We start from the raw sequence: 13554 nt of genomic DNA, 5'->3' as shown, positions 1-13554 counted from the left end.
CCTTCACGCAACGCCATCGTAGAACTCGCCGCGCTCGCGCGCATGTGTCAATCAGGCGGCCTTCGTCGTATGCGTACGCTGAGGCGCGAGGTCACCAAGCTGAAGGCGGAGCGGGACATCCTAAAAAACTGTCCAGAGCCGTTGCACGCCTGCGCGGGGTAGAAACGGCCTTGTGCTATTCTCTGCGGCAGGGAGGGTAGCGGCCGTCAGCTTATTGGAGGCGCAATCCCCGTTAAAAAACGTGGTCCATGGGTTCATGCGGGCTTGAGAGTGGTGACGCCGCTCCGGCGACGATCCCGATTAGGAAGATGACGATTGGCATAACCCAGACCCTCCTGCTCACGATTGAAGGGAGGATGCTATGCCCAAGACGACGACTGATAACCGCCCGGAGTTGAAGCCGGTCAACTCTGGTGCCGCAGCCATCGACATTGGTTCGAAGATGCACATGGCCGCGGTGAACCCGGCCAGCGTGGACATCCCGGTGCGCACGTTCGGGACGTTCACTTCAGACCTGCATGATCTGGCGGACTGGTTTAAGGCTTGCGGCGTGACCAGTGTTGCGATGGAATCGACTGGGATCTACTGGATCCCGGTCTACGAGATCCTAGAGCAGCGCGGCTTTGATGTCATTCTGGTCAATGCGCGGTACGCCAAGAACGTGCCCGGACGCAAAACCGATGTGAGTGATGCCGCGTGGTTGCGCCAGCTTCATTCCCACGGCCTGTTACGTGGCAGCTTCCGACCTGATACCGAGATTGCGACCCTGCGGGCCTATCTGCGCCAGCGGGAGCGGCTTGTGGAATATGCTGCCGCCCACATCCAGCATATGCAGAAGGCCCTGATGGAGATGAACCTCCAACTCCATCATGTCGTCTCGGATATCACCGGTGCGACGGGCAGGCGGATCATTCGCGCCATTGTTGGAGGCGAGCGCAATCCCGACGTGTTGGCAACCTACCGGGACGTCCGGTGCCATTCTTCGACTGAGACAATCCGCGCAGCACTGGTTGGCAACGACCGGGAGGAACATGTCTTCGCCCTGACTCAATCGTTGGAACTTTACGACACCTATCAGGCAAAGATGTTGGATTGCGACCGCAAACTCGAAGTCCTAATCGCAGGGCTGAGCCCCAAAACGGAAAAACCTGTCGCAAAGCTATCCAGAGCACGCATCAAGACCAAGCAGGTCAACGCGCCCACCTTCGATGTCAGAGCCGCGCTGTACGGCGTGGTCGGCGTTGATTTGACTGAGATCCATGGGTTGGGTCCGTCACTCGCATTGAAGCTCATCGGCGAGTGCGGGACGGACCTGAAGGCATGGCCAAGCGCTAAGCACTTCACCTCCTGGCTCTGCCTCGCACCTGGCAACAAGGTCTCTGGTGGTAAGGTACTGTCCTCGCGTACACGGAGGTCCTCCAGTCGAGCAGCCGCGCTGTTGCGGCTGGCAGCCACTACGGTTGGGCGAAGCGATACGGCGCTCGGGGCATTCTATCGTCGGCTGTCCTCACGTGCGGGCAAGGCGAAGGCCGTGACGGCGACCGCTCGCAAGATCGCGGTCCTATTTTACAACACCCTTCGGCACGGGATGAGCTACAAGGATCCGGGCGCGGACCACTATGAGAAGCAATATCGCAGCCGTGTACTCGCCAACCTTCAGCGGCGAGCCAAATCGCTGGGCTTCGTCTTGCAAGCCATTCCGGGAGACGCATATCCGGCTGTTTCTTAGGAAGGCCGCTGCCTACTTCGCGAAGGAAGCGACATGAAGTTCGTCTTCATTGCGAAGCACCGGAACATCTGGCCGGTGGCATGGCTATGCGAAGCAATGGGCGTATCCCGGTCGGGCTTCCATGCCTGGCTGAACCGATCGCCCAGCGCCAGATCCCGAAGCGACGAGACAGTAGGCCAGCAAGTCAAGGCGAGCTTCGTTGCCAGCGACCGGACTTACGGCGCACGGCGTGTCTGGAGAGACCTTTTGGCGGACGGCATCGACTGCGGTCTGCATCAGATCGAGCGTCTGATGCGCGTTCAGGCCTTGCGGGCAAGGCCGCGGCGCCGACGCCTGCCGAAGGACGAAGGCGATCGCCAGATAGCGAACGTGCCGGCGAACCTTCTGGATCGTCAGTTCGTGGCCGAGCGTCCGAACCAGAAGTGGATCGCCGACTTCACCTATATCTGGACCGCGGAGGGCTGGCTCTATGTGGCGGCCGTGATCGACCTGTTCTCGCGCCGGGTGATCGGTTGGTCGATGAGCGCCAGCATGACGGCCCAACTGGTTGCGGACGCCCTTCTGATGGCCGTCTGGCGGCGTGGCAAGCCGGATGCCCTGATGCATCACTCCGATCGTGGCAGCCAATACGTCAGCGAACAGTTCCAGCGCCTGATGGCGGACAGCGGCATTGTTTGCAGCATGAGCCGATCCGGGAACGTCTGGGACAACGCGGCGATGGAGAGCTTCTTCTCGTCGCTGAAGACCGAACGCATCGAGCGCAAGACCTATCGCACAAGGAACGAGGCCAGGGCAGATGTGTTCGACTATATCGAGCGGTTCTACAACGGCGTCCGCCGTCATTCGACGATCGGGTACGTCAGTCCAGTTGAGTTCGAGCGCAAGGTGGGATTAGCTTAACCGGGTGTCCATCAAACCGGCAGCAGCTCAGATTGCCCATTTCCAGGATCCGCACAGCTCGGAAAAGCGGTCAGTTCCGCTCAGGACCTTCAGTGAGGGGCACCACGTTGTCCATGTGGACCGGCGCTGAGCGTGTGCTTTGCCGCTTCACGACCTGTTCAAGCACAAGAGCCTCTATTGCGAGCTCATCTGCCAAGCGTCGGAAGAGTTCGTGCTTTTGCGGGTCGCTTGCTCGGCTGCTCATAACGGCCAAATCCGCAGCATCGGCGCGGAGCTTGTTCAATTTTCCATGATGTCTTTCATCTTGTCGCCAGATCCTAAATCCACTTCACCCCCCGGCGCTCTACTCTCATCTCTTGATTCCAAGCCTCTGCAGCTTAACAACGACCGCGCGAATTGCTGTAATCGCCTCGCAACAGTCGCGCCTAGAGAAATGTTCGAACCGAACGTCGCGTCAGGTTGCGGCCTTGCAGATCACCCCAGCGCTTCATACTGTCTCACACCAGAGATGGACATGCATGAGGAGCGGCGCATCGAGATCGAGCAGGAGCTTCGCAGGGCCGCTAGCGTAATCGTGGTCGACATCGCTGGCGATATCCCGAGCGACACGGGCGCTCCATTGGACCGCCAAATTCAGGAGAGCGATCGCGCTCCAGTCTCGACGCCCGTTCTCTATTGTGGAAAATCGCGAAGCAGTAACGTGGCATAGTCACGGCCCTCGTCTTTTTGGTCGCGGTCATGCCCGCCCACACCTTGGCGGTTCCTCGCCTGTCAGAAACGACAGGGTCCGTGCGACAGTGGCGCTAGCACACGGGCTCGCGGTTGCCGCCCCTCGCAGCAACACCTCTCGCGTTCGACACATTCTGAGGCAGCAAGTCTTACGTATCGAATTTCGATAGCTACCTCTGGTAGTTTCCACTTTTAGCCGAGCTATTTTCTGTAGAGCGTCCTGAGAGGCGAGTTGCGTCCGCTCAGCTGGCCTTGCGGCGGAGGAGGGCCGGGATGGCGAGAACGTCTTCATCGACAAAATATCGCGCAGGAGAGGAGCGGCCGTACGGATCCAGACCTTCCGGAGCCGCATCGCGCGCATGTTCCGCATTCGGGTCTGCCGGCCGCCCTAGCGGGTGGTTGGCCGCTGGGAGAGCCGGCGGATTCTCTAAGTGCCGCGGCAGCGGTGCATTACGCTCGATGCGGCCGGCGATGTGACGGCTGACGTTGCGTAGCCTGCCGGCGAGTTCTGTGAGTAAGCTCTCCGCCGGTTGCGTCTGGCAATTCGGATCGGGATTATCGATGCCGGTCGCCACCACCGAAACGCGGACCACACCTTCGAGGCTTTCATCAAAACACGCGCCGACGATGATGTTGGCGTCCGAGTCGGCTTCTTCGCGAATGCGGGTAGCGGCTTCGTCAACCTCGAACAACGACAGGTCCTTGCCGCCGGTGATGGAGATTATGAGGCCACTAGCGCGCTTGATCGAGGGATTCTCGATCAAGGGATTGGAGATCGCGGCCACAGCAGCGTTGAGCACGCGCTTCTCGCCCGAAGCCTCGCCTCTGCCCATCATCGCCTTGCCCTTCTCGCGCATTATAGCGAGAACGTCGGCAAAATCGAGATTGATCAGACCTTCCTTGACGATAAGGTCGCTGATGCAAGCCACACCTGAATAAAGCACCTGATCGGCCAGAGCGAAGGCATTGGTGAACGTGGTCTTCTCGTTGGCAATCCGAAACAGGTTTTGGTTCGGGATGATCAGTAGAGTGTCCACGACCTTGAGCAACTCTGCGATGCCTGCGTCGGCAAGGCGCATCCGGCGTTGGCCCTCGAAGTGGAATGGCTTAGTGACTACACCGATGGTAAGAATGCCAAGCTCGCGTGCGGTCTTGGCGACAATAGGCGCTGCCCCGGTGCCGGTACCGCCGCCCATGCCGGCAGTAACAAATACCATGTGCGCGCCCGTCAAATGGTCACGGATCTCATCGATTGCTTCTTCCGCTGCGGCGCGCCCCACTTCGGGCTGCGAGCCAGCACCAAGGCCTCCGGTTACCTGAGTGCCCATCTGGACGACGCGCCCTGCCATCGACATGGTGAGCGCCTGTGCGTCGGTATTGGCGACGATGAAGTCGACGCCTTGCAGACCGGCCGCGATCATGTTGTTGATGGCGTTACCGCCTGCGCCGCCAACGCCAAATACGACAATGCGCGCCTTCATCTCGCGAATATCTGTGATATTGGTCATGTTTACCTCCCGGTGCTCGACAGGAATGAGGGGCACGATTTGCTACCTGCATGCGCCTTGCGGTCTGCTTACACTATGTCGCGGTTAGATGCTCCCAGTCGGCTCGCGACTTTTCCATCTGTCAGTCGAACCGGCAACTCGGCCCCGGTCGGCAGCGCCGCCACCTCACCTTCAACCCTTGCCGTCGTCTCCTTAGTTGCCATCATCTCGGCAGTCGCCCAAAACCTACGTCCCCTGGCGAGCGAACGAGAGCCTTTAGCGAGATTTTAAGGCGGGTAGCTAGAGCGGCATATGTCAGCATCTCGACCGACATCGGCTGTTCTCCCAGAGCGAACCGGACGGCAATCGACTGATCCTGACCGGGCGATAACCGCAGGCTAAGTTAGGTTGGTTATGACTCCAGGGGCCACGTCACTCCTAAAGCGAGCAATTTCAGACGTTTTCGCGGTTCTTTTGATCTGAACCTCGGCCAGCGATTGCGCTGGGCTGCCGGCGATCATTTAGCCGCGGTCGCGACTGATCTCTCGACACGGTTAGGTACCGCAATATCGACTTCAAGCGTCGACACGTGCCCGCCCCTGTTCATCTTGACGGTGATCTTTTCTGGATCGACCACGATATGCCGCGATACCACAGCAAGGATCTCTGCCCGCAGCAATCCCAGCAAATCAGGCTGGCCGCGCAAACCGCGTTCGTGCGCCAAAAGGATCTGCAACCGCTCCCGTGCAACAGGCGCGGAAGCAGTACGGCCACCAATGAGCCTTAGCAAATTGATCATGCGGCCCTCCGTCCGAGTAAACGATTCATCAAGCTTTTGCGCTCGCCTGGCACGATCATCGTGACGTTCTCACCCATCAGTCGACGCACCGCGTCTGTGTAAGCTCGGGCCGGCGCACTGGCGGCGTTGTTCAGAGTAACCGGGGACCCAACGTTCGACGCTAATAGAACCTTCCGGCTCTCCGGAATGATTCCGAGCAGCGGCGTCGCGAGAATTTCAAGAATATCGTCGATGCTGAGCATTTCGCCACGCGATGCGCGCGCTGAATCATACCGGGTAATCAGTAGATGTTTCTCTACTCGTTCGCCCCGCTCGGCCTTGACTGTCTTTGAATCAAGCATCCCAATGATACGGTCGGAGTCGCGCACCGATGAAACTTCGGGATTGGTTACGATGACCGCCTCATCGGCATAGCGCATCGCGAGCAACGCCCCTCGCTCGATACCCGCCGGGCTGTCGCAGAGAATCCAGTCAAATTTGGTCCGCAGGTCAGCGATAATATTTCCAACCCCTTCGTCGGTCAGGGCATCCTTGTCCCTGGTCTGCGATGCAGGAAGCAACCACAATGTTTCTATTCGTTTATCGCGAATGAGTGCCTGCGAGAGCTTTGCAACGCCCTGCACCACATTAATGAGGTCAAACACGACCCGTCGTTCCGCCCCCATTATAAGGTCGAGATTCCGCAGACCCACGTCAAAGTCGATGACGACAACTTTTTCGCCCCTTTGCGCCAGCGCCACACCGAGCGCAGCTGTTGACGTCGTCTTACCGACGCCGCCCTTGCCAGACGTCACAACCAGAACTTTGGCCATTGTTATCTCCCGAACCGAATCAGCTTAACGGCGTTATCTTTATGCTAGTGTCTTCCAAACACGCCTGTGCTGGACGATTGCACAAGGGGACGTCTATTTCTTGCGCGGCCTGGTAGTAGCCGTTGACGGCCAACCACTCGGCTTGAATCTTTTGACAGAACATCCGCTGTGGCGTTGCCGCTGGACCCGCCATCTCACGGCCGCGAAGCAGCCCGTAAACATGAATAGACTCGCCGGCGACGATCTCTGCACCTGTGGCGACCGAACCCAGCACACGGGCTGCGTTTATGTTTTCCAGCCGGGCTGCGATCGGAACGACCGGGCAAAGGATGAACGCGACGTAAGAACGGCTGCGCGTCCGAAAAGATTGACGTGTTGCCTTCGCAATCCCATCCATCGCGGTCGGCTCATAGTTCTTATTGAATGGTTAAGGATCGCCGGTCTTGGTTAATAGTTGGTTAATGCGTTGGCGGCGATGAAAGGTTTTACTTTCGGTGCGTTAAGGTGACGAAGTTGCTTCGCGTATGAATGGCCTCCACTGCCCTAATTCTCAGCTTTTGGCGGATAGCCGTCGTAGCCACATGCGGAGAGCCTGAAGGCACAAGGCACGGCCGACGATCGTCCGAAGCGTCGTCTCGGTTCTGGAATTGGGGTTTGCCTTCTCGGCGCCCTCTGTAACCGAGATACGGTAAGCAGGGGCGAAGGCGCTCACAATATTGTTTTGTGATCTGGCAGGGCCATTCGTTTGTCATGGCTCGGTGATCGGCGCGGCCTCCCAACGGGATGCATCTTCGAGATGGCTGATCTTTATCAGGACCGAACTTTCCTACCGACGCGGACCATGATCGCAGTGCGAATCCGTATGTGCGCGGCGAGAGCGAACCGCTACCGGAACTGGCGCAGCTGATCGGGCAGATCGATCTGTTCGGCACTCCGGCTAAACCTCCGTTCCGCTGCCGTGGCGGCTATGTCCGCCCGCAATACGCCCTCGCGGAGGAAGAAGAGGCCGACGCCGCGATTGGGGCGCTCACCCCTTAGCATTCAAGGAAGTGGGAATTGCCGTTGGACAAATGGTATCAGGCGGCGCGCGCGGGATGTGCTATATTATTCTTTGATTGTCTCCGCGCCGGGATGCGGGGTGCGGCTGGGAAGCCTGAATTAACAGGAGGGAGGGTAGACCCACCCCGCAATCATTTGCCCCGAAAGAAAAATCCAACCTATTTGCGGTCGCTAGTGAAATGGACCCCGGTTTTGGGACCAGAGGCTAAGTTAGAAAAGGGCCGCTCCGTTTGAGATGACGCGATATGAACGAAGCTGCTCCAACACCTATCCCCTGTCCGACTGCCGCGAGCAGGACTATGATGGGCAAGGTCATGCTGACAGCTGCGATCGCTTGGGCGCCGAGTGCGCCAACGAAGATCGCGTTGACGACCTGCTGCAAGGCGTGACTCGACAAACCAACAACAGATGGAATGGCGAGCCGCAGGATAAGGCTCGGGAGATTTTGGTCCGCTAGATCGATGCTCTCCGTTTTCTTTAACACCACATTTGTGTTCACTCTCGCCAGCGATTCCATACTTTGTTCACTCATAGCTGAAGGTGTCGGGGGGCTTTTCCGAATTCGCGGATTGTGTGCAACAGCTCCCGTTGCAACACTATGCAAACATCTCGGCTCACCTCATAGGCGACCTGGGTTGGATTATACTTCGTATCGATCTGTAGCCGGCCGGCTTGATATGCGACATCGAACCAGAAGAGGTTATTAACAGCTGCTTCATCCATGTCTTCGCCGGACCACAGTGGAGCATGATCGTTGCCTAGGAGGCGGCGTGGAAAATGGCGCTGCAAACCGGGGCGATAATTCACGCCAATCCTTGGAGAGGGTAGAGTCACTGGCGCAAACTCTCCGCGTCGGAAAGCCAGACAGCAGCAAGAGCCCGCGAGCCAAGAGACCTGCCGTGACAACAAGGTGCGCGACATCAAATCGGAAGGGAGGGCGACATCAGCAAATGGCCCTTCCACACGGCTCGGAGGGATGTTGTTCGGCCATTCCCTGGCGCAGGTGTGCCATATGTTCGCTGATTTCCGGACGGAGGGGCACCGCCATGATTGCGTCCAGCGCATCCTCATCCTGATGGACGCCGGGAGGCAGCCAGGGCCGCGGCGCGGCTCGCTCGCGTGACCTATGCTGTGCCATGCTCGAATGCTCGTCCGCCAGAGGCCTTGATGAACTGAGTGTCATGATGCCAAAATATGCCCAGAGTCAGGCCAGCTCCACCGCATCAACGGCTGCGGCGGCAAAGCCGAGGACAATTGTCCAGACGGTTCTTGCCGAATGCTTGCGTTCGCAAAGTGACGCCCGGCTCAGCCGTCATGATGCCGCTTTTGACCCCAGAGCTGTGAATTTAGAGCGCATGATCGGTAGGACGTGAGCTGGATGGATGTCGGCTCGACGTTTCATCGAAGGATGAGCCTTCTGCAAGCAGCGGAAAGCACGGTTTGAGATTGCAAGGTGTCTTGTTCCGCTAGATGTCGCTCAAGAAGTCTACGCACGGCAGGATGGTTAGCAATGCGCGTTCCAGCCGATCGTGATCACCGATTCCAGGCCATAGTGATCACCATTCCAGAGCATCGTGATCACCATTTCCAGCCGATCGTGATCGCTATTTCTAGCGATCGCGATCGGGGGCAACCAGGAGGCGCGCACCGCTGACAGTCTGCAACCCGGGTAGCTTGGTCTTTTGCCTAACCGCAGAGGATCGAGATGCCGACCGAGAGACTGTCCATGCGCCACATTCGTGAAGTTCTACGTCTGCACTACAGCGTCGGCATGTTGTCGCAACGCGCCGTTGCCCGCAGCCTGGGCCTGGCCCAAGGCACGGTCAGCAAGTACCTGAATCGAACCCGCCGGGCTGGCCTGACCTGGCCGTTGCCGCCGGAGCTGGATGACGATCTCCGGCTCGAGAACCGCCTGTATCCACCACCCTCCGATCGGCCCAGCGACGAGCGTCCGCAGCCCGATTGGGCGCTCGTGCATCGCGAGCTGCGGCGCCCGAACGTCACGCTGATGCTGTTGTGGGAGGAGTATTGCGACGCAAGCTCCGACAGCTTCAGCTATTCGTGGTTCTGCGAACGCTACAAGGAATGGGCCGGCCGCCTCAAGCCGACCCTGCGCCAGCTCCATGTCGCCGGCGAGAAGCTGTTCGTCGACTATTCCGGCCATACGATGGAGGTGGTTGACGGGCTCAGCGGCGAGGTGCGCAGCATGCAGATCTTCGTCGCCGTGCTCGGCGCCTCGAACTACACCTATGCCGAAGCCAGCCTCAGCCAGAGCCTGCCGGACTGGATCGCCTCGCACGTTCGGGCATTCTCCTATTTCGGCGGCGTGGCCCGGCAGACGGTGAGCGACAATCTGAAGGCCGGCATCACCCGGGCCTGCTTTCACGAACCGATGGTCAACCGGACCTATGCCGATCTCGCCCGCCATTACCGCACCGCCATCGTTCCGGCACGGCCGTATCGGCCAAGGGACCAAAGCCAAGGTCGAAGTCGGGGTCCAAATCGTCGGTCGATGGATTCTGGCGCGCTTGCGCAACCGCCGCTTCTTCTCGCTCGCCGCCCTCAATGAGGCGATCCACGCGCTTCTTGCCGAGCTGAACGATCGACCTCTCCGGAGCTGGGGGCGAAGTCGGCGCGAACTGTTCGAGGAGCTGGATCATCCGGCGCTCACCCCCTTGCCGGATGAACTATACGAGTATGCCGAGTGGAAGCGCTGCCGGGTCAACCTCGATTATCACGTCGAGATCGCCAAGCATTACTACAGCGTCCCTCACAACCTCGTTCATCAGGAGGTTGAGGCCCGCATCACCCAAAAGACCGTCGAGATATTTCTCGGCGGCAAGCGGGTGGCGTCGCATCTGCGCAGCACGTTGCCGCATCGCCCGACCACGATTCCCGAGCATATGCCGAGTTCGCATCGCCGCTATCGCGACTGGACCCATGAGCGCATTCGTTCCGAAGCCACCAAGGTCGGCCCCGATGCGGAGACGCTGATCGACGTCATCCTGCGGTCGCGGCCGCATCCAGAACAGGGCTTCCGCTCCGCGATCGGCATTCTCGGGCTGGTCAAGCGCTACGGCCAAGAACGCGTCGACGCCGCCTGCGCCCGGGCCCTGCTGCTCAACGCCCGTTCCTACAAATCGGTCGCCGCGATCCTCAAGAACGGCACCGACAGAACTGCTCCTCCCGCCGAGGAGGCGCCCATCCTCTTCCACGCCAACATCCGCGGCCGCAATTACGACAATTGATCAGGAGATCAGCATGCTCATTCACCCCACCGTCGATCGCTTGCGCGCCCTCGGCCTCGCCGCCATGGCCGATACCTTCGTCGAACTGCAGAACAATCCCGAGGCGGCCGAGATGCCGCACGCCGATTGGCTCGGCCTCCTGGTCGATCGCGAGGTCACCGCCCGCGACAACCGCCGCCTCACGCGCCGCTTGACCAGTGCCAAGCTCCGTCAAGCCGCCGCCATCGAGAACGTCGACTATCGCACCGCCCGTGGTCTCGATCGTTCGCTCTTCCAGAACCTTGGCACCTGCCAATGGATCCGCGACAGCAACCACCTGGTCATTGTCGGCCCAACCGGCACCGGCAAGTCCTGGCTTGCCTGTGCGCTCGGCAACAAAGCCTGCCGCGACGGCTTCTCCGTCCTCTACAAGCGAACATCCCGCCTGTTCGCCGATCTCGCCCAGGCACGCGGCGAGGGCCGTCTGGCGCGCCTGATCGCCGCGCTCGACCGCGTCAATCTCCTCATCCTCGACGACTGGGGACCCGAACCGCTCACCGCCGACCAGCGCCGTGATCTGCTCGAGATCGTCGACGATCGCTACGACAAGGGATCCTTGTTGATCACAAGTCAGGTCCCCGTGTCGCAATGGCATGACGTCATTGCCGATCCCACCCTCGGCGATGCGATATTGGACCGCATCATTCACAATGCGCACCGCATCGAGCTCAAAGGCGACAGTCTGCGGCGTCTGGCCGGCGAAAAGAAAAAACCGTGAGCACCTCGCGCACGATCGCCCCGCCGGCCCACAGGCCCCTCCCATGGACCGCCGGACGATCTCCAAACCAACCCGCCAGCCTTGACCAGGAGACCATTTCCAGCACACATAAACCCGTCAGCCGTGTTCGCCTCCGCACCTGATCACGATCGCTGGAATCCGTGCTCACCATCGCCTGGAACACCTGATCACCATCCCTGGAATGCGCATTTCATCACACCTGGCAATCTTAGCAGCGGAGGGCGAAGAGTGACGACAGTTACCAAGAACTTGCTTGCTCGAAAGGAAAAGCTCCTCGAAAGACTTGGAGCCACCGAAGACCCCGATCAGCGGAGCGATATCCAACGCCAGCTTGAGCAGGTCGATACCGCGCTACAGTTCCTGGGGGTACCGGAACAGACGAGCGAATAAGAACGGTCTCTCCTATACGCCGCTAGCGCACACCGCAAAATGGCGATGCCGCGTGACGACGAACCGGCGCGGCGCGTTCGTTGGCTTATTGCTTTAGATCAGATGACAGATTTTGGTTATTTTCTCGATGGCCGTCAGAGCTTTGGAGATTTTCGCTCGAAGCCGCTCCTGGTGCTCTTTGTTCGTTGGCTCGTTCAGACTTTTCAGTCGACCTCCATCGTTGATCATGGCGTTGATCAATTGAGATTTCACCTGATCGGGCTTGAGGTTTAGGATCGTGACCTCAGGCCGACCGCTTGGGGTCAAGCTATCGGTCTGGCAACCCGCCAAAAACGTGCAAGAACATCAAAAGCGCCAAAAAAAACGCATTGCGGGCTCCAGCAGCCAAACCCATAGCGAAGCGCAACCATGGCCAGAGAGCTGGCCCGGCAAATTCGGACAGTAGCTTGAGTGGATTTTCTGCCTGACAGCGGCGAGGATTCTTGCCGCGAATCAGGAGCGAAGATGACGAAGAAGAGCCGCCGGACGCATTCTCCGGCATTCAAGGCGAAGGTTGCTTTGGCTGCGATCAAAGGCGACAAGATGTCGGTATGCAGGTCGCGACCAAGGCGGCGTCCGACAATTCCATCGTCGCCGGCGCGACGCATTACTGCTCCGCCGTGGGCATCGCGACCGTCGGCACCTATGCGCGCTTCGGGCTGCCGGTCGTAGTCTGGGGAGCGATCCTACCGGAGATCACGTACGGCAACGATTATAAGGAAGTCCATCGTGTCTATGGCACGATGATCAACGAAGGCAGGCTGGCCGCCGAATTCCTGACCAAGCAAGGCTGCAAGAAGTTCGTGATGACTCACGATACCACGGGCTACAGCAAGGGCCAATTCAAGTATTTTTCCGAGCACCTGAAGCCGACCGGCGGTGAGATCCTCGCTACCTTCCCAGTAAGTTCCGACCAGCAGGACTTCACGGCAGAACTCAACATACGAAGCATGCGAGGTGCCGGCGTGTCGAGCGGGAGTTAGTTGCCGCAGCGCCAAGACATCACGCCATGCGACGCGGAACTCGCTGTGCCAGCCCGCAAGACGCTACGAGCCTCGAATTCTCCCCACCGGCCGCGACTGGCGCAGCCAACAATCGACGGGAGACCTCACGTGGCCGACACCATCAACATGCGACTCTTAAACGACCGCCTCCGCCACTCGGCGGCACCATCCTCATCACGTCCGGGGCGTCACCAGCTTCACCATTCAGGCCCGTTGCTGCGCTGGTACCCACGTTTGACGACTTCACCTGGAGGAATGATCCGCCCGGAGAGCACGATTTCGGTAGCATTGAGCTGGATGCCGCGTGGTAACGCGTCGGCTCGACCAATCGCCATCAAAACCTAAGAGAACCATCGCTCAAAGCTCGCTCTGTTTCGATAACGCGTCAGATTGCCGACAGCCTGTCAGGGATCGGACCCCGCGAAATACGCGTCCACAAACGCCGCCCCAAAACGCTCTTCTGATTCACTCGCTTGGGGCGGCAGCCGAGTGACGTCGGGTACCGGGGATGTCCCGGGTTCTGTTGAATTTCTGAAGAGGTCGGCGTTGCCCCCCTTGAGCCGGTAGGCTCGGGGTGCTG

Annotated in this window: 13 protein-coding genes and 2 pseudogenes; 10 read left to right on the top strand and 5 right to left on the bottom strand. The window is 59.4% G+C overall.

Annotated elements, in window-relative coordinates:
- Positions 1-361: 361 nt before the first annotated feature.
- The 3 genes and pseudogenes from AC0L30_RS41285 to AC0L30_RS41275 all read left to right on the top strand — a co-directional run bounded on the left by AC0L30_RS41285 (position 362) and on the right by AC0L30_RS41275 (position 3338).
- Positions 362-1729, top strand: coding sequence for an IS110 family RNA-guided transposase (locus tag AC0L30_RS41285; protein ID WP_473406666.1), 1368 nt, complete (start codon positions 362-364; stop codon positions 1727-1729).
- A pseudogene (locus AC0L30_RS41280) lies at positions 1730-2629 on the top strand (IS3 family transposase); the annotation flags it as partial.
- Between the two features lie 139 nt (positions 2630-2768).
- Entirely contained in the window at positions 2769-3338 is a 570-nt protein-coding gene (locus AC0L30_RS41275) for a hypothetical protein (RefSeq protein WP_473406665.1), read from the top strand.
- Positions 3339-3600: 262 nt separating this feature from the next.
- Here the strand turns inward: AC0L30_RS41275 and ftsZ are convergent, their stop codons facing one another.
- The 4 genes from ftsZ to AC0L30_RS41255 form a co-directional block, all read right to left on the bottom strand.
- A complete protein-coding gene (ftsZ, locus tag AC0L30_RS41270; RefSeq protein ID WP_473406664.1) occupies positions 3601-4866 on the bottom strand; it encodes a cell division protein FtsZ in 1266 nt (421 codons plus the stop codon).
- 496 nt (positions 4867-5362) lie between these two features.
- The gene (minE, locus tag AC0L30_RS41265) at positions 5363-5644 is read right to left on the bottom strand and encodes a cell division topological specificity factor MinE (protein WP_473256427.1); all 282 of its coding nucleotides are present in this window, start codon (positions 5642-5644) and stop codon (positions 5363-5365) included.
- A complete protein-coding gene (gene minD / locus AC0L30_RS41260; protein ID WP_473406663.1) occupies positions 5641-6456 on the bottom strand; it encodes a septum site-determining protein MinD in 816 nt (271 codons plus the stop codon). The genes minE and minD overlap by 4 nt, the downstream gene beginning before the upstream one ends.
- Positions 6457-6475: 19 nt before the next feature.
- Entirely contained in the window at positions 6476-6853 is a 378-nt protein-coding gene (locus AC0L30_RS41255) for a septum site-determining protein MinC (RefSeq protein ID WP_473406662.1), read from the bottom strand.
- A 467-nt stretch (positions 6854-7320) separates the two neighbouring features.
- Here AC0L30_RS41255 and AC0L30_RS41250 point away from each other — a divergent pair, with 467 nt between their 5' ends.
- A complete protein-coding gene (locus tag AC0L30_RS41250; protein WP_473406661.1) occupies positions 7321-7494 on the top strand; it encodes a hypothetical protein in 174 nt (57 codons plus the stop codon).
- A gap of 226 nt (positions 7495-7720) precedes the next feature.
- Here the strand turns inward: AC0L30_RS41250 and AC0L30_RS41245 are convergent, their stop codons facing one another.
- Positions 7721-8032, bottom strand: a complete 312-nt coding sequence (locus AC0L30_RS41245; protein WP_473406660.1) for a hypothetical protein — start codon at positions 8030-8032, stop codon at positions 7721-7723.
- Between the two features lie 1188 nt (positions 8033-9220).
- Between AC0L30_RS41245 and istA the strand changes: the two are divergent.
- From istA to AC0L30_RS41215, 6 genes and pseudogenes are all read left to right on the top strand, one after another.
- Positions 9221-10763: pseudogene (istA, locus tag AC0L30_RS41240) on the top strand (IS21 family transposase).
- A gap of 13 nt (positions 10764-10776) precedes the next feature.
- On the top strand, positions 10777-11520 hold the full coding sequence (gene istB / locus AC0L30_RS41235; protein ID WP_473406659.1) for an IS21-like element helper ATPase IstB: 744 nt from the start codon (positions 10777-10779) through the stop codon (positions 11518-11520).
- A 249-nt stretch (positions 11521-11769) separates the two neighbouring features.
- Positions 11770-11931 carry a hypothetical protein gene (locus tag AC0L30_RS41230; RefSeq protein WP_473406658.1) on the top strand — a complete coding sequence of 54 codons (162 nt, stop codon included), beginning with the start codon at positions 11770-11772 and terminating at the stop codon, positions 11929-11931.
- Between the two features lie 45 nt (positions 11932-11976).
- Positions 11977-12204, top strand: a complete 228-nt coding sequence (locus tag AC0L30_RS41225) for a hypothetical protein (RefSeq protein ID WP_473406657.1) — start codon at positions 11977-11979, stop codon at positions 12202-12204.
- A gap of 209 nt (positions 12205-12413) precedes the next feature.
- Positions 12414-12953, top strand: a complete 540-nt coding sequence (locus AC0L30_RS41220) for a type 1 periplasmic-binding domain-containing protein (protein ID WP_473406667.1) — start codon at positions 12414-12416, stop codon at positions 12951-12953.
- Between the two features lie 26 nt (positions 12954-12979).
- Positions 12980-13285, top strand: coding sequence for a DUF3768 domain-containing protein (locus AC0L30_RS41215; protein ID WP_473406656.1), 306 nt, complete (start codon positions 12980-12982; stop codon positions 13283-13285).
- Positions 13286-13554 lie beyond the last annotated feature (269 nt).

It is taken from the genome of Bradyrhizobium sp. MI1.11, from assembly GCF_055811255.1.
This window is presented reverse-complemented; position numbering and strand designations above follow the sequence as displayed.